Source organism: Leucobacter sp. Ag1 (assembly GCF_000980875.1).
Classification (GTDB): domain Bacteria; phylum Actinomycetota; class Actinomycetes; order Actinomycetales; family Microbacteriaceae; genus Leucobacter; species Leucobacter iarius.
In genome coordinates, this window is sequence record NZ_LAYO01000095.1 from 42,092 (window position 1) to 64,717 (window position 22,626).

Below are 22,626 nucleotides of genomic sequence, written 5' to 3' on the forward strand. Positions count from 1 at the left end.
GATCGATGGGACCGGAGCGCCCGGTGCGGCGGAACCCGAGGTTCTGCCGCACCGGGCGCGGGAGCGGAGCGGTTACTTCGACGGCAGCTTCAGCCAGTCGTCCGCGGCCTTGGCCCAGGCGTTCGTGCCGGACTTCAGCACGACCGGCCAGCCGCCGGGCTCGTAGTCCTGCGCGGCGACCTGCTTGAACTGGTAGGGGTAGGCGATCATCTTGTTCTCGATCGGCTTCATCTCGTCGAGCGCCTTGGCGACGCTCTCGCGGGTGATGTCGCCCTTGATGCTCTTGAGCACCTCGACCATGAAGGTCGCCGAGAGGTAGCCGCCCTGGCTGAACGAGGTCAGGGTGATGTCGTTCTTCTTCATCAGCGCCTTCCAATCGGCGTTGATGTCGCTGTCCTCGGTGAAGGGGTAGAACTCGGCGGGGACGTAGACGCCGGCCGCACTGTTCGACACGGCCTTCGCGAAGCTCTCGCTGTAGGTCGAGGTGAGGAACAGGAAGGTGACGTCGTCCCAGCCCTGCTGGTTCGCGGCCTTGATCTGGCCGATCGCGTCGGGCTCGACGGCGTTGCTCACGATGGCCGTGCAGCCGGCCTTCTTCGCCTTCACGATGTAGGGGGTGTAGTCGGCGCCGCCGTAGGGCACGGTGTCGTCGACGAGCACGGGCTTCTTCCCGGTGATCGAGCTCCAGCGGTCGACGGCGGCCTTGTAGGCGGGGCCGGTCGAACCGATGACGCTCGTGAACACGCAGAGCTTGTCGAGGCCGAGCTTCTCGGATCCGTAGAGCATCGTCAGCGTGGTGTCGTTGAAGGGGCCGATGTTGACCGGCGCGATGTTCGGCGACTTGAAGCAGCCGGGATCGACGCCGATGCCCTGGATCGAGCGCACCTTCTCCTGCTCGTAGTACTTCGCGTTGATCTCGCAGTCGAGCAGCGATGCCGATCCGACCAGCGCGACGACCTCGTCGCTGCCGATCAGCTGGCGGGCCGATGCCGTGGCCGTCGCGGGGTCGGCCTTGTCGTCGGTGATCTTGTATTCGATCTTGCGGCCGTTGATGCCGCCCTTGGCGTTGACCTCGTCGAAGACGGCCTTCGCGGCCTGCGAGGCCTCGGGGAAGGTGGCCGGGCCGCTGATGGTGTTGACGGAGCCGAGCTTGATCGGCCCGCCACCGCCGCCGTCGCTTCCGGCGCAGCCGCTGAGCGCGAGCGCTGCGGCCGCGGTCAGGGCCGCAGCCGCCAGGAGTCGTTTCTTCATGTCGGTTCCTCTCGGGACAGGTGAGGGTGAGGTGATGCGGGAGTCAGACCGGTTGCACGTCGGGGTAGGCGACCGATCCGAGGGGGTAGATGTGCCCGCCGGCGCGGGAGTGCTCGGCGCGGCCGTCGCCCGTGATCCCGAGGAAGATCCCCGTGGTCATGAGCTGGGTGCCGAGGTCGTGCAGCCAGACGCTGGCGACCGCGATACGGAACTCGCGGAAGCAGAACAGGTAGAGGCCGTCCGCGAACTTCCACACGGTCGACAGGTCCATGTCGCCGTGGCCGCGCTGCACGCCCTGGACGCACTGCCAGGCGTAGCGCTCGCTCGACACGTACATGTGCTCGTAGAGGTGCTCGGGGCTGTAGCGGTACAGGTTGCGGCGGCCGATGAGGTCGCGCGACGGGCCGGGGACCTCGCCGGTGGCGGTGCCGCGGTCGGTCGTCGCGGCCCAGAACGTCTGCCCGACCCGGGGCTCCCCCTCGGTCTCGGACTCGGCGATCTCGGACCGGGTCACGAGCGCCCGGTGGGTGCGCTCGGAGTAGACGACCGTGATCGCCTCGCGCTCGCGCGTCTCGACGGGCAGGTTGAGGAACACGACGTCATCGCGCACCCGCACTGCGTCGTAGGGATCCCGCAGCTCGCCCGCGGTCGTGATGGAGCCGCTCGCCGACCAGGCGACCTCGCCGTCCTCGAAGGCGAGGCGCAGCTCGGTACCGTCGTCGAGCAGCAGGGCGAGCGTCTGCCCGTCGAGATCGATGCTCGGCAGGCGGTAGGTGTCGATCCCGGCCGCGAACTCGTCGTAGCTCCGCCACTCGTTCGGATCCGCGGCGGTCAGCTCGGCTGCGGTGGGTGCTGCTGCGGGGGTCGTCATCGTCCCGGGGTCCTTTCAGCGCGTCGGTCATGAGGACGTCGCATCGCGCGCCCAGCCGTCGACTGGAGAGCTTCGATGCTCGTCTTGCGCTCACTGTAGGGAGCGGTGAGCCGACCCGGACCGCACCGCTCGCGCAGCGACAAGGGGCGTGGCGCTCCGGTCAATCCGGGTCACGAAGCGGTTGCGGAGCGCTCCCCGAGACGCAGCTCGCTCGGCGAGACGCCGAACGCCGCCTTGAACGTGCGGCTGAAGTAGGCGGCCTCGGTGAAGCCCCAGCGCGCCGCGATGCTCGCGACGGTGCGGTCGGCGAACACGGGATCCAGCAGGTCGGCGCGGCAGCGGTCGAGCCGACGCGACCGGATCCAGGCGGACACGGTGGTGCCGGTGCGACGGAAGACCGCGCTCAGGTGGCTCGTCGAGACGTAGTGCGCCGCCGCGATGCGCCCGGGCGAGAGGTCCGGCGACGCGAGATGGTCGTCGATGTAGGCGTAGATGCGCTGCAGCAGCTGGTGGTGCGGGTCCCGCTGCACCGGATCCGTGTCGGCGATCCCCGAGACGAGCGTGGTGACGAGGTCGAGCGCGGTGCGGGCGAGCTTGCCCCGCAGCGGATCGCTCATCGCGGTCAGCTGGGCGGGGAACTGCGCGAGGAACGCCGTCGCGACCGAGGCGAGCGCGGGATGCCGCTCGCCGAGCACCACCGCGGTGAGCTGCTCGGCGTACGGCACGGGCAGCAAGTGCTTCGGGAACATCATGACGAGGTTGCGGAAGCTCTCGTCGAGCAGCAGCGAGTACGGCTGTGAGGTATCGGTGATGGTCAGGGATCCCGGCCCGAGCGCCGCCTCGCGACCGTCCTGCACCAGGATCCCGCTGCCCTGCTGCAGCAGCCCGATCTTGTAGTACCCGCTGCCGCCGTTCGCGATCGTCTCGGGCGTGCGTTCGACGAGGTGCGGGCACGCCGTCACCTCGGTGAACACGATGTCGCCGGCCGAGACGGAGTGCATGCGCGCCGCGAACGGCGTCTCCCGCTCCGTGGTGATCCGCAGCGGGACGAACGACGCGGAGACCATGCTGCGGAACGCGGCGAGGCTGTCGGTCTGGGCGACGCCGGACCCGCCCCACGCGCCGTGCGGTGCGGTCGTGCGCTGCATCTGCTCCACCCGCCTTCGGGCCGCCGCCCGAGGGCGGGCGCGGGGTCGCCGACGCGCGTCCTCGCGGCGCCGGAGCCGCTGTGCACGCGAGCGTACACGCACGCGACCGCGGTGTCTGCGGCTGCGGCCGGACCGGGGCCGCTGGGTCAAGGGGTCGGCGTGGAGAGGCAAGGGTGCGGCGGGTTCGGGTTCGGAAGGAGATTCGCGCTCAAACGGAGATTCTGAGCGATTTCGTCCTTCTGAACGCGGATCTCCTCCCGAAGAGCGTCACGGTCGCGCGTCGTCGAGCGAGCGGAGACCGCGGCGCAGGATCCGACGGGTTTCGGGCCCGGGGCTCTCCCGCACCCATCGGATCGCGAGATCGCGCGCCCACTCGGGACTCGACTTCGCCGCGTCGTTGATCCAGTTCGCGACCGAGTCCTGCACGTACGTCGACGGGTCGGCGCGCAGCGGCTCCAGGATCGGCAGGCCCCGATCCGGTTCCGCTCCGAGCACCGCGATGCGCTTCGCCCACACCCCGCGCGGACGCAGGGTCTCGCTCGCGAAGCGGCGGATCCGCTCCGATGGATCGCTCGTCAGCTCGGCGAGCGCGGCGATGCCCTCCTCGAGTTCGGCGGCGAGCCGATCCCGCACGGCCATCCAGGCCCACTCGCGCACCCCGAAGTGCGAGTCGTCGGCTGCCGGCAGGATCAGCGCGACGAGTTCGCGCGGGGATCCCGGCTCCGCGGCGAGGGCGAACCAGGCCCACCCGCGCACCGTGTCCGAAGGGTGCCGCGTGAGGTCGGAGCAGGCCGATGCCTCGAGGTGGGCGCGGAGCGCTGCGCCGATGGCGCGCATCCGAGCCAGGATGCCGAGCTCTCCTGCCGCTCGCACCTCGGCCACGAGCTCGGAGGACGCGTCCGGGATCGCGTGCGCGAGCAGCACCGCATGGTCCAGCGCGGTGATCTCGACGAGCGTGCGCGACTCGATGAGGCCGCGCTGCACCTCGTCGCGCGGCGCGGACGGGCGGTTCCGGGATCCGGTCGCCAGGCTCACGCCGTGGCCGCCGCGTTGCGCTGGATCGTGGCGAGGGCATCGACGCAGACGGTCGCGGTATCGGATCCGATGCCATCCGTGAGCCGCTGGAGCCAGGTCCCGTAGCGCGGGGCGAGCTCGGCCAGCAGCGCCTCCCCTGCCGGGGTGGAACGCAGGATGAGCGCGCGGCGGTCGCTCGGATCGGGTTCGCGGGCCGCCCACCCCGCACGGGCGAGCCCGTCGACGAGTCCCGTGACCGTGGCCCGGGTCACTCCCAACCGCTCGGCGATCCTCGCGGGTGCCGCCCCCGGCTCCGCCGAGATCGCGAGGAGTGCGGCGAAGCGCCCCTCGGAGAGTCCGTACGGTTCGAGGAGTGCAGCGCACTCGGCGTCGATGCGGCGCGCCGTGGTGAGCAGTCCCATCACCAGCTCCGCTGCGAGCCCGCCGCCCGCGCGCTCGAGGAGCAGGGCGTGCTTGGTGTCGATCATCGCGTTCATTAGCCACCAAACTATCAGGTGACTGACTTACTGCTCACACTGCCACGGTCGCTGCTGAGAAGGAAATTCGCGCTCAAACGGAGATTCTGGGCGTTTTCGTCCGACTGAACGCGGATCTCCGTCCGAAGCCGACTCGAACCGATCCGGATGCGGCGGCGATCACCCGTAGGGGTTGGCGGTCTTCTTGTCGGCGTCGATATCGCGGATGAGTGCGGGATCGGCCAAGCCCTTGCGCGGGTCGACGTTCTCGCCCTCGTGTTCGGTCGCGCCATCCAGGACGGGCTCGTCCACGGTCTCGGAAGTCTTCGGGTCGCGGTCGGCGGGCTGCTTTGTGGGTTCGCTCGTGTCGTTCATGCGCCCTACGCTAAGGGCGCCGCGGCTCAGCATCACCCCCTTGAATTCTCAGGGATACCCCTTGGGGGGCGAGGAATGTCGGATCCGCGCTCTACACTCCATGCCGTGAGCATCCGCGAGAGGCACGACCTCGGCCCCGAGCGCTCCCGCTTCGACGCGGGAAGCGCCGCCGAGACCATCGCCGAACTCGACGCGCAGTACGCCGCCGGCGAGATCGATCGGCACGCCTACTTCGAGAAGAAGCAGAGCCTGGTGCGGCTCTTCCTGAAAGCGACGACCACCCCGACCCGGCGGTCGCGGCGCTGGGAGACGGAGCTCTAGGCCGTAGCCCGCACGCGCTGGACGACGACCGGGCGCACCGCGCTCGGCTGCGACCTGGTCCGGCTCGCGAGCTCCACCAGCACGAAGAACACCAGCGCGAGCCAGAGCGCCGTCGGAGCACCGGCCCCCGTCACCCAGAGGAACCAGAAGTAGGCGCAGATCCCCCACACGATCGATTCCAGCGTGCCACCCCGACTCATGCCCCGATCATCTCGCGACCGGGCCGGCGATGCAAGATCCACATCCGGTTTCATCCGGCGAGCACACCGAAGCCTCTTCCCTACGCCTCGAACCCGAGTGCGCTCACAGCAAAAGTATCTTGACGTCGAGATACTTTCGGCGTCTAATGAAGGTAAACCTAACTTTCATCGGATGATTGGAGTCGAGGCATGACCGAAGTGCAGGATCTCGCCCGTTTCGTGGGCCGCGCGCGCATCGAGGACCTGAGCGCGGAGGCGCTCGAACAGCTCAAGATCCGGGTGCTCGACACCCTCGGGGTCGCGATCGGAGCGCTCGACGCCGAACCGATCGCAGCGATCCGCGGGCTGCTCGAGGATCTCGGCGGCACCCCCACCGCCACGCTCATCGGCGGCGGCGCGACCAGCCCCGAGCGCGCCGCGTTCTTCAACAGCGCGCTCAGCCGCTACCTCGACTTCATGGACTCCTATCTCGCCCCGGGCGAGACGAACCACCCCTCCGACAACCTGGGCGCGGTGCTCGCCGCCGCAGAATCCGTCGACGCCACCGGAGCCGAATTCCTCACGGCGCTCGCGGTCGCCTACCAGGTGCACACGCGCCTCTCCGACGAAGCACCGGTGCGCGCCCGCGGCTTCGACCACACCACGCAGGGTGCGTTCGCGGTCGCCGCAGGCGCGGCCAAGGCGCTCCGCCTCACCGAGGAGCAGACCGCGAACGCGGTCGCCATCGCCGGCACCGCGAACGTCGCCCTCCGCGTCACCCGCACCGGCAACCTGAGCCACTGGAAGGGACTCGCCTACCCGCACGTCTCGCAGACGGGCACCTTCGCGGCGCTGCTCGCCGGTCGCGGGATCACCGGCCCCGAGGCCGTGTTCGAGGGGAACAAGGGTTTCGAGGACTCGGTCTCGGGCCCCTTCGACCTGGACTGGTCGCAGGAGGACCTGGAGCGGGTCCGCCGCACCATCGTCAAGAAGCACAACGCCGAGATCCACTCGCAGTCCGCGCTCGACGCGGCGCAGGACATCCGGGCACAGGATGGCTTCACTCCGCGGGCCATCGCGCAGGTGCGGCTCACGACCTTCGACGTCGCGCACTCCATCATCGGCGGCGGCGAGGAGGGCGACAAGCGGCTGGTGCGCACGAAGGAGGAGGCCGACCATTCGCTGCCGTGGATGCTCGCCGTCGTGCTGCTCGACGGCCGGCTGACGCCCGAGCAGTACGCACCCGAGCGCATCGTCGCGGCCGACGTTCAGGGCCTCATGACCCGCGTCGTGATCACGCCCAGCGACGAGCTCTCGGCCCGGTTCCCCGCGCATATGCCCGCCGACCTGGAGGTCGAGCTGGTCGACGGCACGGTGTTCCGCTCCTCGCAGGACAGCTACCACGGCTTCCACGACGACCCGCTCGACTGGGAGGCCGCACGCGCGAAGTTCGACGCGCTCGCCTCCCCCTTCGCGCCCGCGGCGCTGCGCGACGAGATCGCCGGGATCGTGCGCGAGCTCGACCGCCGCAGCACCCGGGAGCTGACCGCGGCGCTCGCCCGCGTCCCGCGCACCCGCAGCGGCGCGCACAGCGCCGGCGGCGCCCACTGACCGACTCGACCCACCGCAGAAAGGAGCTCCCATGAGCACCGCAGTCCCCCACGACGTCTCCTTCAACTTCGTCCCCCGCGCCTACCGCCCGGCGAAGCCACGCAACTTCGGCATCACCGAGATCCGCGCCCCCTATTACGACACCTTCGGTACCCGGCACCTGCAGGACGTGTTCGACGTCGCCGGCCAGTGGGTCGACGGCATCAAATGGGCGGGCGGATCCTTCGCCCTGCTGCCGCAGGATCAGGTCCGCGCCTTCAGCGACATCGCCCACGAGCACGGCTCCTACGTCTCGTCGGGCGGCTGGATCGAGACCGTGCTCCGCTACGGCGACGACGCGGTCGATCACTACCTGAAGGAGGCGAAGGAGGTCGGATTCGACGTCATCGAGATCTCCACAGGCTTCATCATGCTCAATACTTCGGGTCTGCTCCGTCTCGTCGACAAGGTCGTGAAGGCCGGTCTGAAGGCGAAGCCCGAGCTCGGGATCCAGATCGGATCCGGCGGCGATTCGGGTGAGGCCGAACTCGCCGTCGAGGGCGCGAAGGACATCGGCGACCTCATCGACCGCGGCCGCCGAGCGCTCGACGCGGGCGCCTCGATCATCATGATCGAATCCGAGGGCATCACCGAGAACGTGCGCGAGTGGAACACGGGCGCGGCGGCGTCCGTGATCAACGGGCTCGGGCTCGAGAACGTGATGTTCGAGGCCGCCGACGGCCCCGTGTTCGAGTGGTACGTCAAGAACTACGGCAACGAGGTGAACCTCTTCGTCGACCACAGCCAGGTGCTGCAGCTCGAGGGGTTGCGGCAGAACATCTGGGGCAACACGAGCACCTGGGGCAGGGTGATCAATCCGGCCCCGTCCGCCGAGAGCTGATCGAGTCGGAGAAATCCGCATCGACCTGGCATTTTCCGGCCGGCTACCCCGCAGGGGTGGCCGGCCGGGTCGCATCTTTCGGCAGACGGGCGTATCGTAAGAGATTTGAGGCGGAGAGGGACGGGGCAGTCCGGCCCTCTTCACGTGTGCCCGGGGGTGAAATCGCGCTTCCGGGTCGACTGAAACGGATCCGAATGCCCCTGACCCCCGATGCGGAGACGAGCGACGCCCCGGCGCCCCCGTCCCCCTCACGCGCACCGCTCCGCGGGGTCGGCGCATCGCACGCCAAGGCGATCCTGTTCGGCGAGCACGCCGTGGTCTACGGGGCTCCGGCGATCGCGATCCCGGTCGACAGCCTGACCGCGGAGTCCGTGATCGAGCGCGGCGCACCGGGCCTCCGCATCGAGAGCTCCCTCTTCACCGGCCCCGTCGAGGACGCGCCCGCGCGCCTCGCCCCGGTGGTCACGGCGATCCGCGCCTCGCTGGAGCGCGCCGGGCTCGGCGGACTCGCGAGCGGCGTCGACGCGCAGGGCGCCACCGTGCAGATCCGCAGCACGATCCCCCACGAGCGCGGGCTCGGTTCGAGCGCGGCGGTGGCCGCGGCGATCACGCGCGCCGCATTCGACCTCGCGGGGAGCGAGCTCGACGACGAGACCCTGTTCGAACTGATCCAGACCGCCGAGAAGGTCGCCCACGGCACCCCGAGCGGCATCGACGCCCGCACCGTCGCGGCGACGGGCGCCATCCGCTTCAACCGCGGCGCGGTCGCCCCGATCCGCATCGGCGCACCGCTCACCCTCGCCTTCGCGGACTCCGGCCACCCGGGCTCGACCGCGAAAGCCGTCGGTTCGGTGCAGGCCCTGCGCGAACGCGAGCCGGAGACGACCGATGCGCTGCTCTCCCGCCTCGCCGAGATCGCCGAGGGCTCGATCGCCGACCTTGCCGCGGGCGACCGCGCAGCGATCGGCGCGGCGATGACCGAGGCGCACGGGATCCTGAACCGTGTGGGCGTCAGCTCCGAGCGGCTCGACGCGATCACCGAGGCCGCGCGCGAGGCCGGCGCGGCCGGCGCGAAGCTCACCGGCGGCGGGCTCGGGGGCTGCGTGATCGCGGTCGCCGACGACGCCGCGCACGCCGACCGGATCGGGGCGGCCATGCGCCGCGCCGGCGCCGAACGCACCTGGACCGTGGAGGTACCCGCCGCATGACGACCGCTACAGCTCGCGCTTTCCCGAACATCGCCCTGGTCAAGTACTGGGGCAAGCAGGACGAGGACCTGATCCTCCCCGTCGCGGGCAGCCTGTCGCTGACGCTCGATGCGTTCCCCACCACCACGACCGTCTCGCTCGATGACGCGGCGGACGACGACGCCTTCACGCTGAACGGGGCCGCGGCCTCCGCCGACGCGACCGGTCGGGTGACCCGCTTCCTCGACCGCGTGCGCGAGCTCGCGGGATCCGAGACCCGTGCCTCGGTCGTCTCGACCAACGAGGCGCCCACCGGCGCCGGTCTCGCCTCCTCCGCATCGGGCTTCGCCGCGCTCGCGACCGCCGCGGCGAGCGCCTACGGACTCGACCTCGACCAGCGCGACCTCAGCCGGCTGGCCCGCCGCGGATCCGGCTCCGCCTCGCGCAGTCTCGTGCCCGGTCTCGCCGTCTGGCACGCGGGCGAAGACGCGAGCTCGTACGCGGAGGCCGTGACGGGCCCCGACATGCGCATGGTCATCGTCACGGTCGATACGGCCCAGAAGGCCGTCTCGAGCCGCGCGGCCATGCGCCGTTCGGCGCTCACCTCCCCGTTCTTCCCCGCGTGGATCTCGTCGACCGAGGAGTCGCTCGCGGCGATGCTCGAGGCCTGCGCGGCCGAGGACTTCACGCGCGTGGGCCGCATCACCGAGTCGCACGCGCTGCGCATGCACGCCGTGATCCAGGCCTGCGATCCGCCCATCCGCTACCTGGCGCCCGCGAGCATCGCGATCTTCGACGCCGTGGCCGCGCTGCGCGACATGGGCCTCGAGGCGTACTCGACCGCCGACGCGGGCCCCAACGTGGCCGTGATCGTGCGCCCGGAGCAGGCGGAAGATCTGGTCGCCGCGCTGCAGGGATTCGGCTCGGTGCGCCTCGTGGGCCCGGGTGCGGGCGCGGAGGTGCTCGCGTGATCGAGCACCGCGCGCCGGGCAAGCTCTACATCGCCGGCGAGTACGCCGTCGTGGATCCGGGGCAGCCCGCCGTGATCGTCGCCGTCGATCGCTACATCACGGTGCGTCTCACCGAGGGCTCCGAGGTGGGTCGCGTGCGCTCGAGCGCGTACGGCCGCTCGCCGCTCGTCTGGGTGCGCGACGACGCGAGCGACCGGATCGTGATCGAGCACCAGCCGTCGGACTACGTCTTCGCGGCGATCACCGTGGTCGAGCAGCTGCGCTCCGAGCTGCGGCTGCCGCCGCGCTACTACGATCTCGACATCGGCAGCGAGCTCGACGACGTGAGCGGCCGCAAGTTCGGCCTCGGGTCCTCCGCGGCGGTCACCGTCGCCGTCGTGGCCGCGCTCGACGAGTTCTACGGCCTCGACCTCACCCGCACCGAGCGGTTCAAGCTCGCCCTGCTCGCGACCTGCGAGGTCGCGCCCGCGGCCTCCGGCGGCGACCTCGCGGCGAGCACCTTCGGCGGTTGGATCCGCTACTCCTCGCCCGACCGGGGCGCGCTCCGCACCCACCGCGCCGTGCACGGGGTCGCCGCGACGCTCGCGGCGACGGCCGAGTGGGCGGGATGCGGGGTCACGCGCCTGCCGAACCCGGACTCCCTGCAGCTGCTCGTCGGCTGGACCGGGTCCCCGGCCTCCACCGAGCGCCTCGTCGAGCAGGTGCGGCACTCCGACGGGCGCCGCCCGCTGCAGCCGTACCCCGAGTTCAGCACCGACAGCCGGGCCTGCGTCGACGACCTGGTCGCCGCGTTCGAGCAGCGCGGCGCGGGAGCGCCCGCGGTGATCAGCCGGGCCCGCCGGGTGCTGCAGCGCCTGAGCGAGACGTCGGGGATCACGATCGAGACCTCGCAGCTGCGCGCGCTCTGCGACATCGCCGAGCGGCACGGTGCGGCGGGCAAGCCGTCCGGCGCCGGCGGCGGCGACTGCGGTATCGTGCTCGCGAACGCAGAGCTCTCGACCGATCCGGTCCTGCGCGAGTGGGAGGCGAACGACATCCGTCGCCTCAGCCTCGCCCCGCACCCCGCATCAGGAGGCATCGATGCATTCTGATCACCGCGAGATCCCGGGATCCCGAGCCGCCCGCAAGGACGAGCACGTCGACCTCGCCCTCGACCAGCGCGGCGCGGCCACGCGCAACGAGTTCGACGAGCTCGACTTCGTGCACCAGGCGCTCGGCGGGGTGGACGCCGACCGCATCGACCTCGGGGTGACGATCCCCTTCGGCGCGGGTGCCCGGCACGACGCCGGCGAGTGGCACTGGCGGACCCCGTTCTACGTGAACGGCATGACGGGCGGCACCGAGCGCACCACGCGGATCAACCGCGAGCTCGCGATCGCCGCGCGCGAGACCGGCATGCCGATGGCCTGCGGCTCCGTCTCGGTCGCCCTCGACGATCCCGATGCCGCCCGCGGCTTCGCCGTGATCCGCACCGAGAACCCCGACGGCTTCGTCATGGCGAACGTCGGCGTCGGTCGGCCCGCCGCGGACGCGCCCCGCGCAGTCGAGCTGCTCGGCGCCGACGCGCTGCAGGTGCACGTCAACGCGGTGCAGGAGACGGTGATGCCCGAGGGCTCCCGGGACTTCTCCTCTTGGCTGTCCTCGGTCGAGCAGCTCGCGGCCGCGTCGCCCGTGCCCGTGGTCGTCAAGGAGGTCGGCTTCGGCCTGAGCCGGGCCACCCTGCGCCGGCTCTCCGACATCGGCGTGCGCCTCGCCGACGTGAGCGGCCGCGGCGGCACCGACTTCCTCCGCATCGAGAACGCCCGGCGCGAGGCCGGCGAGTACGCGATGCTGACGGGCTTCGGCCAGTCGGCGCTCGCGAGCCTGCTCGACGCCCCTACGGACTCCCCCACGCTGCTGGCGTCGGGCGGGGTCCGCACCCCGTACGACGTCGTCAAGGCGCTGGCCGCCGGTGCCCGCGCCGTCGGCGTCGCCGGAGCGTTCCTCGAGGCCATCGGCCCCGACGGCACCGGCGGCGGCGCGGAGCGCCTCATCGCCCTCGTCGAGGACTGGAAGGCGCGCACGCGCGCCGTCTACGCGCTGCTCGGCGCCACCACCCGCGACGAGCTGCTCGCCGCCGACCTCATCCTCCGCGGCCGGCTCCGGGAATTCTGCGCCGACCGCGGCGTTGACCTCCGTGGCCTCGCCTCCCGCTCCGAGGCGCCCCGCGCATGACCCGCGCGCACCGCCCCGGCACCCCGATCCTCACCCCTCTCTCCCGAAGGAAGCCATGAGCGTCCCCGACTCCACCCACCGCGAGACCGTCACCGAGATCCCGACCAGCTGGGTCGGCCCGATCCGGATCACGGGATCCTCGGTGTCCGGCGAGATCTCGGTCCCCCTCGCCACGTACGAGACCCCGCTGTGGCCGTCCGTCGGCCGCGGTGCGCGCGTCTCGCGCGCCGTCGAGGGCGGGATCCGCACCGTCGTCACCGGCGAGCGCATGACCCGCTCGGTGCTGTTCACCGCGCGCGGCGCCGTGGGCGCCCAGATCGCCTCGCAGACCATCGAGGAGCGCTTCGGCGAGCTGCAGGAGGTCGTCTCCGCCGGCAGCCGCCACGCGAAGCTGCTCGAGGCGCACCCCGAGATCGTCGGCAACCTGCTCTTCGTGCGCTTCGCCTTCACCACGGGCGACGCCTCGGGCCACAACATGGTCACCAACGCGGCCGACGCGCTCATGGAGCGGATCCTGTCGTGGGGCCTCGAGATCGAATACGGCTCGATCTCGGGCAACTTCTGCTCCGACAAGAAGGCCACCGCGGTCAACGGCATCCTCGGCCGCGGCCGCAGCGTCGTCGCCGAGATCCTGATCCCCCACGACCTCGTCGCGAGCGGCCTCCGCACCGACGCGCAGCGCGTCGTCGACCTGGTCGTGCGCAAGAATCTCGTGGGCAGCACCATCGCGGGCGCGCTCCGCTCGGCAAACGCGCACTACGCGAACATGCTGCTCGGCTTCTACCTCGCCACCGGCCAGGACGCCGCCAACATCGTCGAGGGCTCGCAGGGCATCACCTACGCCGAGAACCGCGAGGACGGCCTGTACTTCTCGTGCACCATCCCGCACCTCATCGTCGGCACCGTCGGCAACGGCAAGCACCTCCCCCACATCGAGGAGGCGCTCACCCGCATCGGCTGCCGCGAGGATCGCGAATCGGGCGAGAACGCCCGCCGCCTCGCCGAGCTCATGGCCGCCACGGTGCTGTGCGGCGAGCTCTCGCTCATCGCCGCGCAGACGAACCCCGGCGAACTGATGGCTGCGCACCTGCGCATCGAACGGAACGGAGCACAGCAGGCATGACCGCGATCGGCATCCACGATCTGGAGCTGGCGACCACGCATCACCTCCTGGACCTCGGCGTCCTCGCCGAGCGCACCGGAGTCGACCCCGACAAGTACCGTCTGGGGCTCGGCCAGGACGAGATGAGCTTCCCCGCGCCCGACGAGGACATCGTGACGATGGGCGCCACCGCCGCCCTCGCGCTGCTCGACCGCAACGGCATGGAGGGCGTGCGCACGCTGCTCTTCGCGACCGAGTCCGGCCTCGACCACTCGAAGGCCGCCGGCGTGTTCGTGCACAAGCTGCTCGGGCTGCCCGCTCAGGTGCGCGTCGCCGAGATCAAGCAGGCCTGCTACGGCGGCACCGCCGCGATCCAGGCCGCCGTCGGCATCGTGCAGCGCAACCCGCGCGAGCGCGTGCTCGTGATCGCGAGCGACATCGCCCGCTACACCCTCGACTCCCCCGGCGAGCCCACGCAGGGCGCCGGAGCCGCGGCCATGCTCATCGCGGCCGACCCCGCGCTCGTCGAGATCGAGCCCGCCTCGGGCCTGTTCTCCGACGACGTCGACGACTTCTGGCGGCCCAACGACTCGACGACCGCGATCGTCGACGGCCGCCTCTCGATCTCGGCCTACCTCGACGCGCTCACGGGCGCGTGGGACGACCTCGCCGGGCACGACGGCCCCGCGATCGGCGACATCGACCGCCTCGTCTACCACCAGCCCTACACGAAGATGGCGCGCAAGGCGCAGGCCCGCCTCGGCGAGCACCTCGGCGTCGACCTCGGCGACGACGGGCTCGTGCCCGGGGCGATCTACAACCGCCGCCTCGGCAACGCCTACACGGCGTCGCTCTACGCCGGCGTCGCGTCGGTGCTCGATCACGAGAGCGACCTCGTCGGCAAGCGTTTGGGTCTCTTCAGCTACGGATCGGGCAGCGTCAGCGAGTTCCTCACCGGCGTCGTGCAGCCGGGCGCAGCTTCGCGCACCGACCGCTTCACCGCGGCCCTCGACGCTCGGGTGCCGCTGACCATCGACGCGTACCGCGGGCTGCACGCCCGGGAACTGCCGAGCGCGCAGGACGTCGAGACGCCCCGCGTCACCGAGGCCCCGTTCCGCTTCGCCGGGATCCAGGGCAGCGCGCGCCGGTACGAGCGCCGGTAGACCGGCCCGAATCGCGCGTTCACTCAGCCGGATCTGAGCATTCAGTCGGACGGATCCCCGTGATCCGATCCGGCTGAGCGCCCGGATCCGGCTGAGTGCGTTGCGGGCTCCTCGGTCTAGGTGCCGGCCGGCCCGCGATCGACCGCGTCGATCACGACCGAGAGCTCGTCGCGCAGTGCCATGAGCCGGTCGATCGGCAGGCCGAGACGGGCGACCACCGCCGGCGGCACCCCGAGCGCCTGCTGGCGCAGATCCCGGCCCGCGTCGGTGACGACGAGCGCGAAGGTGCGGTCGTCGCCGTCGACCGGCACCCGCTCGACGAGCCCGGACTGCTCGAGCCGCTTGATGATCGGCGAGAGCGTCGCGGGGTCGAGTCGCAGCATCTCAGCGACCTCCTTGAACCGCAGCGGGGCGTCGCCCCAGAGCGCGAGCATCACCAGGTACTGCGGATGCGTGAGGCCGAGCGGTTCGAGGATCGGCCGGTAGATGCCGATGACGCTGCGGCTGGCGACCGCGAGTGCGAAGCACACCTGGCGCTCGAGTTCGAGGGCGTCGTCCGGCAGCTGTTCCATGCCCAGCAGTCTATATCGTTCGTGGGCCAACGATCTGTGCTAGCATTTCGTTTGTGCGCGAACGAAAAAGACGACTGTGGCATGAGACCCCGTGGGACGGCGAGCCCGGCTTCTGGGCCGCGTGGCGCCGCTTCTTCTACCAGTTCGAGGGGACCTCGCAGATGGGCGACCCCAACGAACCGCCGTACATCCCGCCGGCGAACCCCAAGTGCCCTATCTGCGCGGCACCGGTGAAGGATCACCAGATCGACCGCGGCGGCCCCGGCAAGCCCACCTACATGAGGTGCCCCACGCCGGGCGAGGAGCGGGCGGCGGCCTGATCCCGTGCGCTTCGGCGCGGTCTCGGCGCGGTCGCCGTCACGCCCTGGCTCGCGGGAGCACCCTGGGGCGCCGGACGCGCCCCGGGTGCTTCAGAGCCCGCGAAAACCGAGCAGCCGGGCCACGACCCCGGGTTTGCGCTCCCCGCGCCCTGAGAGACGGTCGTAGAGCTGCGGCGTGCCCGGTGGGAACGCGTCGAGGATCCGCCCGGCGCCGATCCGCGCTTCTCCGCTCTGCTTCGCTTCGGAGACCGATCCGCGCCACCCGCTCACGAGCAGGTACCAGCCCGGCCCGAGCTGCGGGTGCCCCGCGGGCGGCGGATCCAGGACGGCGTCGACCTCGACTTTGCCCGCGGTGAGCCGCACGCGTTGCCGGCGGTCCTGTCCAGGGGCGTCGGCTCGGCCCGGCTCGTTGATCTCACCGGGCGCGCCGACCTCGCCGACCTCGCCGACGAGGACGATCTCCGCGGTGGGGTCGCTGGTCCAGTTGATCGCTTTCGACCAGCGCAGCGCGAGCCGGCGCTCCTTGCGCTCGCGCAGATCCTGCAGGGTCCAGAACACGACGAGCAGCGCGACGAGCGCGGCGACACCGCCCCACAGCCAGACCTGGAACATGTGATTCATCGTAGGGCGGGTCGCGCGGCTGCCCGAGCCTCGCCGAGATGACCCTTTCGCGGGTTAAGGAGCCGCATAACCCGCGAAGGCGTCATCTCGGCGGGAGTGCCGATGCGTGACGAGCCCCGGGGCATCTGGCAGACTCCGTTCCATGAACGAGAGCCAGTCGAGCGGCGCCGTCGCCACGGGGATCGCCCTGATCCTCGCCCCGGTCATCGCGCTCGTCATCAAGGCCGCGGTGTTCCCGGGGTGGATGCTGTTCATCATCGTCATGGCGTCGATCCCGCTGCTGCTGGGATACGCGCTGCAGATCGTCATCGCCGCGAACGGCATGCTGCGAACGCGGGGCGTGTTCCACACGGCGCCGGGCCGGCAGCGCGGGATCGCCGCGGCGTGGACCACGTCGACCGGAATCCTGCTCGTCGGGGTATTCCTCGTCGACGGCGGGGACGACGGCATCTACGGGTCGGCGTTCACCGAGCTGCTCGGCACGTCCTCGACGTCCGGCGGCGAGCAGCTGTCGACCCTGCTCATGCTCGCCTCGGCCCTGCTCTGGATCGGCGGCTGGCTGTGGCTCGTCGTCGAGTGGATCGTGCTGCTGGCTCAGCGGCGACGAGCGAACGGGATGAGCCGAGGAGTGCGATCGACGTAGGCCCGGTACTCCGGATCATCGCCCCACTTCCGCTCGGCCTTGGCCTCGAGCAACGGGATCCCGCTCACTCGGGTGAGCAGCAGGATCACGAAGAGCGGCGAGAGCAGCGCGATCCACTGCCAGCCGCGGAGCGCCGGCGCCGCGGCGACGAGCACCCCGCTCCACAGCAGGATCTCGCCCAGGTAGTTCGGGTGTCGCACGACCGACCACAGACCCGAGCGGATGAAGCGTCCCTCGTTGACGGGATCCCGCTTGAAGCGGGACTTCTGCAGATCGGCGACCACCTCGATGGTGAAGCCCACCGCCCAGATCACGAGCCCGGCCCACAGCATCCCGTCCGCGCTCGCACCGACGCCCGAGGTGATCGCGATCCAGGCCGCCGCCGCGGTGAGGCTGACCCAGAGTCCCTGGATGCTCCAGACCGAGAGGAACCGCACCGGATCGCCGATGATGTCCGCGAAGCGGTCGTCCCCGCCCGAACGGATATTGCGAACCAGGAGGAACGAGCCGAGCCGGAGCGCCCAGACGATCACCATGACGCCCAGGACGATCCCGCGCGTTCCCGTGCCGGGTGCGAGCAGCAGGAGCAGCGCGGTCACCACGATGTAGGTGAGGCTGCCCGTGGCGTCGAAGTAGCGGTCCGTGCGCCCGAGCGCCGCGGGGATGAAGGCGATCCACTGCACGGCGAACGCCAGGAGCACGGCGAGCGCGAACAGTGGGAAGCCGCCGAGCGCCGCACCGTGCTGGCTGCCGCCGAACGCCAGCAGCGCCCCCAGCACGATGCTCGCCGAGATGAGCGCGATCGAGCGACCTCGAGACTGCTGCATGTTCAGTTCCCTTTCCGGATGGTGTCCCGTCGACGCGGGGATGCTGCTGAGGAATAGAGCTCGTCGATCAGGGGCATCCCCGCTTTGAGGAGCGCGCCGCGCCTCAGTTTCATGGTCGGCGTGACGAAGCGTTCCGGCTGCTCGACGGGGAGCACGATCGCCCGCCAGTGCTGCGCGCGATCGCCGGGCGATCGCGTCGCGTTGGCCAGCGCGACCGTCCGCTCGATCTCGTCGTGCACGACGGAACCGGCTGCGAGGTCGAGGATCCCGAGCTCGGTCCCGGTGGGTTCTGGCAGCGCATGGGGCGTGGAGGCGAGCGCCTCCGCGTCTACGACGACGATCCCGGTGAGGTAGGGCCGGTCGGTGCCGACGAGCATCGCGTGCGCCACCCAGGGGTGCGCTTCCACCGCCTGCTCCCAGGTCTCGGGCGATACGGTCCGGCCGGTCGACGTGATGATCACGTTCTTCGCGCGGCCGAGCAGCGTCAGCGCGCCGTCCTCGTCGAGCGCACCCAGGTCGCCGGTGCGGAAGTAGCCGTCGACGAACGCGGCGGCGGTGTGCTCGGGATTCCGGTATCCGGCGAACACGCCGACCCCTCGAGCCAGCACCTCACCGCCGGGGCCGATCGCGACGCTGTTGCCGGGGAGCGGACGCCCGACCGAACCGGCACGGAGTTCTCCCGGCCGCCCACCCACGAGCGGAGCCGTGGTCTCGGTCAGTCCGTACCCTTCGATGACGGGAACGCCGATCCCTCGGAAGAAGAGGGAGAGTTCCGGGTGCAACGTCGCCGCGCCCGAGAGGAGGTATTCGAGGCGCCCACCCATCACCGCCCGCAGCCGGCCGAAGAAGAGCCGATCGAAAAGCGCGTGTCTGACCCGCAGAGCACGGCCGCTCCGCACGCCGGGGTCCCGGTCGCGTTCCTCGAGGTGCGCGCCCCACTCGACGGCGGTGCGCGCCGCGGCGCTCCAAACGCCGCTCAGGTGCTTCTCACGCGCCGAGGTCTCGGCCGCCGCCTGGATCTTCTCGAGCACGCGCGGCACGACGACGAGGAAAGTGGGCCGCAGCACCCGGAGCGCCGCGACGACGTCCTTCGGGTTCGACAGGTGGGCGACCCGCATGCCCTCGGAGACGCAGATGAGCTGCAGGGCTCGTCCCAGCACGTGCGTGAGCGGCAGGAACAGGATCGTGTTGCCGGTCTCGCGCACCACCTCCCGGTAGGCGGCCGCGGTGTTCAGCACCTGACCGGCCAGGTTGCGATGCGTGATGAGCGCGCCCTTCGGCTCCCCCGTCGTGCCCGAGGTGTAGACGACCGTCGCCACGTCGTCCAGGGTCGCGCCGCGTCGCCGGTGCTCCAGTTCGTCGTCGGACACGTCGAAGCCGCCGCGAACGAGCTCGCCGATGCCCTGCGCTCGAGACGGATCGGATGCGTCGGGCGTCTGGATGTCGTCCGCGTCATCCAGCGTCCAGACCCTGATCGAGAGGTCGGCGCGGTCCGCCGCGGCAATCACCCGCTCCCCGAGCGCACCGTCGCCGACGAACGCGGCCGCCGGGCGCATATCGGTGAGCACCGCCTCGATGTGCGCATCGACGGAGGTCTCGTAGATCGGGACCACGACCGCGCCGACGAAGAGGACCGCGAAGTCGGCGACCGCCCACCGGTACTGCGTCGGGGCCGCGATCAGCACGGCGTCCCCGTGCTCCACACCGGTCGCGATGAGCCCCTTTGCCCACGCCGACACCTGCTCGACGAACTCCCGGGTCGTGATCGGCTTCCAGTCGCCTGCTCGTTCTCCGGAGGCGGCGGGGGTTTCGAACGCCACGTGGTCGGGCGCGTCCCGCAATCGCTGCATCACGAGATCGGTGACGTTGCTGAGATGCGACAGATCGACGAGCGACGGCGAGGTCGAAACGGCCTCGATCGGGTTCGAGCCCACGGGATCATCTGCGGCAGGTGGCATCTCGGTCTCCGATCCAAGTTTTACTAAACCAGAGTGTACATTACGCCAGGCATACGAAATAGTCCTCCTTCGAGAGCTCGCTCGGGGCACGCCGGACCGCGACGGCAGGGCCGCAGCGGGCCCATAGCCGGGCCGACGGCCGCAGAAACCATCACCGTGAAAGGATGCTGCACACCACCGGACCCGAAGTCCGCCAATGGTGCAGGAGCTGTCACCGGAGCGCACGCGCACTCGACGGGATACAGATTCGCGCGATACCGCAGGGTTCAGCGCGGAGGAACCGCTCGGAACCGAGCGATCGCAAGAACTGCGTGAGAATACAAAAGAACCCCCACCATGTAGAAGCTAGGTGGGGGTTCGGAGCGGGCGTAATACTCCCGCAGTGGCTCCGACGGGCGTCGATCCCGTGACCTCACGATTTTCAGTCGTGCGCTCTACCAACTGAGCTACAGAGCCGAACGATCACATGGCGATCGCCGGAGATGAAGAAACCCTTCCAAGGGAAGGGTTCTTCATCATGGCGACCCTGACGGGACTTGAACCCGCGACCTCCGCCGTGACAGGGCGGCGCGCTAACCAACTGCGCCACAGGGCCATGGTGTATTCAATTGTAGTTTGGTGCTAGTGACCCCAACGGGATTCGAACCCGTGCTGCCGCCGTGAAAGGGCGGTGTCCTAGGCCGCTAAACGATGGGGCCGAGAGGCTTTCGCCTCACTGGCTACCGAGTAGATATCTTATGCAGGGTTCGGCCGTCGATGCAAATCGGGCCCCCTTCGGCCGGGATCCCTGGCGTGTCGCGGCTCTATGACTGGGATCGCGCCGTTCGGACTCAGCCGTGTCCAGAGCGCCCCTCCCCCGCCGCAGCGGAACGCCCCGGGCGGAAGGAGCCCGGGGCGTTCCAGTCGGGAAATCTCAATCAGGAGGGGAAGCCGAGGCCCCGGGAGCTCCGGGGCACCTCACGGTGCCCCGGGCGCCCCAGGTGCCCCCAGCGGCCCCAGGAGCCCGCTCAGCGCTCCTGCGAGCGACGGCGCAGGGCGGAGGCCCAGCAGAGCGCCAGCAGGCCGGAGAGGGCCAGCAGCGACTCCAGCGCGACCAGCGCCCCGTTCGAGTCGCCACCCGTCACTGCGAGCCCGCTCTCGGGCGTCGACGCCACCACCGTCGTGTGCACCGCCGTGGTCACCGGCGGGGTCGTCGCCTTCGGCGGCGTCGTGGTCGGCGGCGTCGTCGTGGGCGGCGTGGTCCGCGGCGTCGTCTTCACCGGCGTCGTCGCCGAGGAGCAGTCGTTCCCCGGGTTCGAGTCGACCGCCGCTGCCGCGGGCGAGGCCAGCAGCGTCGACGGGGCGGAGGCGAAGGCGAGTTCCGGCATCGGAACCTCCTCGGTCGGCGCCGGATCACCGGCCACGCAGGCCGTGTTGGTCAGCGTCGCCGAGTCGGAGGACAGTGAGTCGACCGTCACGTCGAACACCAGCGTCGCACTGTCGCCCGAACCGAAGGTCCCGCCGAACGATGCCGATACCGATCCGCCGCTCCCGCTGAGGCTCCAGCCGGAGGCCGTGCTCACCGTCGAGGCGAACGAGAGTCCGGCGGGCAGCGAGTCCGTCACGGTGACGTTCGACGCCGCAGCCGGACCGTTGTTCGTCACGACGAGCGTGTACTCGATGGTGTCGCCCACCTGCACGCCGCCCTCGGGAGCCGAGGCCGTCTTGACGATCCCCAGGTCGAAGGGCTCGGGCTTCGGGCACTCGGCGACGGTGATCGTCGCCGTGTCCGCCGGGCTCATCGCCGGGCCGCCCGCGAGGGCCAGCTCCACCGTGTAGCTCTCGGCCGTGTCGACGTAGAGCGTCCGGGTCGCCGAGCTCCCGCCCGCCACGAAGGTGTCGGTCGAGATCGCGCCGCCCGAATCGCTGAGGTTCAGCGCGTAGCTCGTGCCGGCCTGCAGGTCGCCCATCGTGACCGTGATGGCTCGGATCCCGTCGTTCTCCTCCGAGTCCGGAGCCGGGCACTCGGAGACCGAGAGCTGGATGGTCGGCCGATCCGGGCAGGGCGCCAGCTGCACCGTGAACGGCACCGCCGAGGCTTCGTGCGTCGTATCGACGAGGCTCGCCGTGTAGCTCCCGGCGCCCGTCAGCGGAACCGAGAGCGTCTTGCTCGTCGCGGTCGCGGTGAACGTGTCGCTCCAGGGTCCGCCGCTCGGTCGCGTGACCGTCACGGTGTAGCTGTCGCCGACCACGAGCCCGGTGAGCGTCGCGCTGCCCGATCCGGGCAGTTCGCCGCCCGGCACCGTGCAGGGCGCTGCGCTCAACGAGATCGACGGCAGCCCGAAGGGCGTCGGACACGGATTCACCGTGAACTCCTTCGTCCCGCTCTTCCCGCTCGCCGAATCGGTGATCGTGGCAGTGTAGGTTCCGGATCCGTTCACCGACATCTGCAGCGTCGCGCTCGTGCCGTTCGAGGTGAACGACTGCGTCGAGACCGTCGAGCCGTTCTTCGAGATGACGACCACGTACTCGCGCCCGGCGCCGAGGCTGCTGAGCTGCACCGCCACTGTCAACGGCACGCTGCCGTTCGCGGTGGTGCACTGCTGCACGTCGATCGCGACCGCGGGCACGGGGACCGGGATCTGGCAGTTGTTGTTGAAGATCGCCTGCCCGTTCGCGTCCCAGTTCTGGCCCGGGAAGTGCCCAGTCACACCGTGATCGTTGTAGTCGAACGGCGGGATGATGTCCCGTCCGCCCTGGTGGCTCATGCCCGCGTGACCGCTGACGTCACCGTTGGCGTTCGGACTGATCGAGATGAATCCGCCGTTGCCGAGGGCGTGGCAGATCCCGATCTTCTTGCCGGGATTGTCGCTGCCGTTGCCGGCGCTCGGTGCGGCCGCCGGAGCCGAGACCGCCGGTGCGGCCGCCGCGCTCCGCGCCGCC

22 protein-coding genes, 3 tRNA genes and 1 pseudogene are annotated in these 22,626 nt (G+C 70.6%); 11 read left to right on the forward strand and 15 right to left on the reverse strand.

Annotated elements, in window-relative coordinates; genetic code table 11:
• Positions 1 to 72: 72 nt before the first annotated feature.
• The 6 genes from XM48_RS08775 to XM48_RS08800 form a co-directional block, all read right to left on the reverse strand.
• Positions 73 to 1,251 (reverse strand): ABC transporter substrate-binding protein, encoded by a 1,179-nt coding sequence (locus XM48_RS08775; protein WP_046455430.1) that lies wholly within the window; start codon positions 1,249 to 1,251, stop codon positions 73 to 75.
• A gap of 43 nt (positions 1,252 to 1,294) precedes the next feature.
• Positions 1,295 to 2,122, reverse strand: a complete 828-nt coding sequence (locus tag XM48_RS08780) for a MoaF C-terminal domain-containing protein (RefSeq protein WP_156174986.1) — start codon at positions 2,120 to 2,122, stop codon at positions 1,295 to 1,297.
• A 170-nt stretch (positions 2,123 to 2,292) separates the two neighbouring features.
• Positions 2,293 to 3,270 carry a helix-turn-helix domain-containing protein gene (locus XM48_RS08785; RefSeq protein WP_046455458.1) on the reverse strand — a complete coding sequence of 326 codons (978 nt, stop codon included), beginning with the start codon at positions 3,268 to 3,270 and terminating at the stop codon, positions 2,293 to 2,295.
• A gap of 267 nt (positions 3,271 to 3,537) precedes the next feature.
• A complete protein-coding gene (locus XM48_RS08790; RefSeq protein ID WP_197074174.1) occupies positions 3,538 to 4,305 on the reverse strand; it encodes a HEAT repeat domain-containing protein in 768 nt (255 codons plus the stop codon).
• Positions 4,302 to 4,772, reverse strand: a complete 471-nt coding sequence (locus tag XM48_RS08795) for a MarR family winged helix-turn-helix transcriptional regulator (RefSeq protein WP_052961401.1) — start codon at positions 4,770 to 4,772, stop codon at positions 4,302 to 4,304. Before XM48_RS08795 ends, XM48_RS08790 begins: the two co-directional genes overlap by 4 nt.
• 168 nt (positions 4,773 to 4,940) lie before the next feature.
• The gene (locus XM48_RS08800) at positions 4,941 to 5,135 is read right to left on the reverse strand and encodes a hypothetical protein (RefSeq protein ID WP_046455431.1); all 195 of its coding nucleotides are present in this window, start codon (positions 5,133 to 5,135) and stop codon (positions 4,941 to 4,943) included.
• Between the two features lie 105 nt (positions 5,136 to 5,240).
• Between XM48_RS08800 and XM48_RS08805 the strand changes: the two genes are divergently transcribed.
• Entirely contained in the window at positions 5,241 to 5,456 is a 216-nt protein-coding gene (locus XM48_RS08805; protein WP_046455432.1) for a hypothetical protein, read from the forward strand.
• Here the strand turns inward: XM48_RS08805 and XM48_RS08810 are convergent.
• Entirely contained in the window at positions 5,453 to 5,656 is a 204-nt protein-coding gene (locus tag XM48_RS08810) for a hypothetical protein (protein WP_046455433.1), read from the reverse strand. The two genes, XM48_RS08805 and XM48_RS08810, sit on opposite strands and share 4 nt — an antisense overlap.
• A gap of 189 nt (positions 5,657 to 5,845) precedes the next feature.
• On the opposite strand from XM48_RS08810, the gene XM48_RS08815 reads away from it, so the two are divergent.
• The 8 genes from XM48_RS08815 (at position 5,846) to XM48_RS08850 (ending at position 14,763) form a co-directional block, all read left to right on the forward strand.
• Positions 5,846 to 7,246: an MmgE/PrpD family protein gene (locus tag XM48_RS08815; protein WP_046455434.1), complete on the forward strand. Its 1,401-nt coding sequence runs from the start codon at positions 5,846 to 5,848 to the stop codon at positions 7,244 to 7,246.
• 31 nt (positions 7,247 to 7,277) lie between these two features.
• Positions 7,278 to 8,126, forward strand: coding sequence for a phosphosulfolactate synthase (locus XM48_RS08820; RefSeq protein ID WP_046455435.1), 849 nt, complete (start codon positions 7,278 to 7,280; stop codon positions 8,124 to 8,126).
• 194 nt (positions 8,127 to 8,320) lie between these two features.
• Positions 8,321 to 9,334, forward strand: coding sequence for a mevalonate kinase (gene mvk, locus XM48_RS08825; protein ID WP_046455436.1), 1,014 nt, complete (start codon positions 8,321 to 8,323; stop codon positions 9,332 to 9,334).
• A complete protein-coding gene (mvaD, locus tag XM48_RS08830; protein ID WP_046455437.1) occupies positions 9,331 to 10,284 on the forward strand; it encodes a diphosphomevalonate decarboxylase in 954 nt (317 codons plus the stop codon). The genes mvk and mvaD overlap by 4 nt, the downstream gene beginning before the upstream one ends.
• The gene (locus XM48_RS08835) at positions 10,281 to 11,375 is read left to right on the forward strand and encodes a phosphomevalonate kinase (RefSeq protein WP_046455438.1); all 1,095 of its coding nucleotides are present in this window, start codon (positions 10,281 to 10,283) and stop codon (positions 11,373 to 11,375) included. The genes mvaD and XM48_RS08835 overlap by 4 nt, the downstream gene beginning before the upstream one ends.
• On the forward strand, positions 11,365 to 12,498 hold the full coding sequence (gene fni, locus XM48_RS08840) for a type 2 isopentenyl-diphosphate Delta-isomerase (RefSeq protein ID WP_046455439.1): 1,134 nt from the start codon (positions 11,365 to 11,367) through the stop codon (positions 12,496 to 12,498). The genes XM48_RS08835 and fni overlap by 11 nt, the downstream gene beginning before the upstream one ends.
• Before the next feature lie 55 nt (positions 12,499 to 12,553).
• Positions 12,554 to 13,621 carry a hydroxymethylglutaryl-CoA reductase gene (locus tag XM48_RS08845; RefSeq protein ID WP_046455440.1) on the forward strand — a complete coding sequence of 356 codons (1,068 nt, stop codon included), beginning with the start codon at positions 12,554 to 12,556 and terminating at the stop codon, positions 13,619 to 13,621.
• Complete coding sequence (locus XM48_RS08850; protein ID WP_046455441.1) at positions 13,618 to 14,763, forward strand: hydroxymethylglutaryl-CoA synthase; 1,146 nt, start codon at positions 13,618 to 13,620, stop codon at positions 14,761 to 14,763. Before XM48_RS08845 ends, XM48_RS08850 begins: the two co-directional genes overlap by 4 nt.
• Positions 14,764 to 14,879: 116 nt before the next feature.
• Here XM48_RS08850 and XM48_RS08855 read toward each other — a convergent pair whose 3' ends face one another.
• Entirely contained in the window at positions 14,880 to 15,335 is a 456-nt protein-coding gene (locus XM48_RS08855) for a MarR family winged helix-turn-helix transcriptional regulator (RefSeq protein ID WP_046455442.1), read from the reverse strand.
• Between the two features lie 53 nt (positions 15,336 to 15,388).
• On the opposite strand from XM48_RS08855, the gene XM48_RS08860 reads away from it, so the two are divergent.
• Positions 15,389 to 15,655, forward strand: coding sequence for a hypothetical protein (locus XM48_RS08860; protein ID WP_046455443.1), 267 nt, complete (start codon positions 15,389 to 15,391; stop codon positions 15,653 to 15,655).
• Positions 15,656 to 15,745: 90 nt separating this feature from the next.
• Here the strand turns inward: XM48_RS08860 and XM48_RS08865 are convergent, their stop codons facing one another.
• Positions 15,746 to 16,267 (reverse strand): hypothetical protein, encoded by a 522-nt coding sequence (locus XM48_RS08865; RefSeq protein WP_046455444.1) that lies wholly within the window; start codon positions 16,265 to 16,267, stop codon positions 15,746 to 15,748.
• Positions 16,268 to 16,418: 151 nt separating this feature from the next.
• Between XM48_RS08865 and XM48_RS08870 the strand changes: the two genes are divergently transcribed.
• The gene (locus XM48_RS08870; RefSeq protein WP_046455445.1) at positions 16,419 to 16,919 is read left to right on the forward strand and encodes a hypothetical protein; all 501 of its coding nucleotides are present in this window, start codon (positions 16,419 to 16,421) and stop codon (positions 16,917 to 16,919) included.
• Here XM48_RS08870 and XM48_RS08875 read toward each other — a convergent pair.
• The 6 genes and pseudogenes from XM48_RS08875 to XM48_RS08900 form a co-directional block, all read right to left on the reverse strand.
• Positions 16,871 to 17,746, reverse strand: coding sequence for a DUF1295 domain-containing protein (locus tag XM48_RS08875; protein ID WP_046455446.1), 876 nt, complete (start codon positions 17,744 to 17,746; stop codon positions 16,871 to 16,873). The two genes, XM48_RS08870 and XM48_RS08875, sit on opposite strands and share 49 nt — an antisense overlap.
• A gap of 2 nt (positions 17,747 to 17,748) precedes the next feature.
• A complete protein-coding gene (locus tag XM48_RS08880) occupies positions 17,749 to 19,704 on the reverse strand; it encodes a long-chain fatty acid--CoA ligase (protein WP_046455447.1) in 1,956 nt (651 codons plus the stop codon).
• 383 nt (positions 19,705 to 20,087) lie between these two features.
• A tRNA-Phe gene (locus tag XM48_RS08885) sits at positions 20,088 to 20,160 on the reverse strand.
• Positions 20,161 to 20,222: 62 nt separating this feature from the next.
• Positions 20,223 to 20,299 (reverse strand) — tRNA-Asp (locus XM48_RS08890).
• A gap of 30 nt (positions 20,300 to 20,329) precedes the next feature.
• Positions 20,330 to 20,402 (reverse strand) — tRNA-Glu (locus tag XM48_RS08895).
• A gap of 309 nt (positions 20,403 to 20,711) precedes the next feature.
• Positions 20,712 to 22,626, reverse strand: a pseudogene (locus XM48_RS08900) (hypothetical protein); the annotation flags it as partial.

Excerpts from the sequence above, each read along its gene's own strand:
- XM48_RS08875 (WP_046455446.1), bottom strand. The coding sequence starts at position 17,746 with ATGCAGCAGTCTCGAGGTCGCTCGATCGCGCTCATCTCGGCGAGCATC.
- XM48_RS08855 (WP_046455442.1), bottom strand. The coding sequence starts at position 15,335 with ATGGAACAGCTGCCGGACGACGCCCTCGAACTCGAGCGCCAGGTGTGC.
- XM48_RS08780 (WP_156174986.1), bottom strand. The coding sequence starts at position 2,122 with ATGACGACCCCCGCAGCAGCACCCACCGCAGCCGAGCTGACCGCCGCG.
- XM48_RS08865 (WP_046455444.1), bottom strand. The coding sequence starts at position 16,267 with ATGTTCCAGGTCTGGCTGTGGGGCGGTGTCGCCGCGCTCGTCGCGCTG.
- XM48_RS08815 (WP_046455434.1), top strand. The coding sequence starts at position 5,846 with ATGACCGAAGTGCAGGATCTCGCCCGTTTCGTGGGCCGCGCGCGCATC.
- mvk (WP_046455436.1), top strand. The coding sequence starts at position 8,321 with ATGCCCCTGACCCCCGATGCGGAGACGAGCGACGCCCCGGCGCCCCCG.
- XM48_RS08850 (WP_046455441.1), top strand. The coding sequence starts at position 13,618 with ATGACCGCGATCGGCATCCACGATCTGGAGCTGGCGACCACGCATCAC.
- XM48_RS08820 (WP_046455435.1), top strand. The coding sequence starts at position 7,278 with ATGAGCACCGCAGTCCCCCACGACGTCTCCTTCAACTTCGTCCCCCGC.
- XM48_RS08800 (WP_046455431.1), bottom strand. The coding sequence starts at position 5,135 with ATGAACGACACGAGCGAACCCACAAAGCAGCCCGCCGACCGCGACCCG.
- XM48_RS08880 (WP_046455447.1), bottom strand. The coding sequence starts at position 19,704 with ATGCCACCTGCCGCAGATGATCCCGTGGGCTCGAACCCGATCGAGGCC.
- XM48_RS08870 (WP_046455445.1), top strand. The coding sequence starts at position 16,419 with ATGAACGAGAGCCAGTCGAGCGGCGCCGTCGCCACGGGGATCGCCCTG.
- XM48_RS08810 (WP_046455433.1), bottom strand. The coding sequence starts at position 5,656 with ATGAGTCGGGGTGGCACGCTGGAATCGATCGTGTGGGGGATCTGCGCC.
- XM48_RS08785 (WP_046455458.1), bottom strand. The coding sequence starts at position 3,270 with ATGCAGCGCACGACCGCACCGCACGGCGCGTGGGGCGGGTCCGGCGTC.
- XM48_RS08775 (WP_046455430.1), bottom strand. The coding sequence starts at position 1,251 with ATGAAGAAACGACTCCTGGCGGCTGCGGCCCTGACCGCGGCCGCAGCG.
- XM48_RS08845 (WP_046455440.1), top strand. The coding sequence starts at position 12,554 with ATGAGCGTCCCCGACTCCACCCACCGCGAGACCGTCACCGAGATCCCG.
- XM48_RS08795 (WP_052961401.1), bottom strand. The coding sequence starts at position 4,772 with ATGATCGACACCAAGCACGCCCTGCTCCTCGAGCGCGCGGGCGGCGGG.
- mvaD (WP_046455437.1), top strand. The coding sequence starts at position 9,331 with ATGACGACCGCTACAGCTCGCGCTTTCCCGAACATCGCCCTGGTCAAG.
- fni (WP_046455439.1), top strand. The coding sequence starts at position 11,365 with ATGCATTCTGATCACCGCGAGATCCCGGGATCCCGAGCCGCCCGCAAG.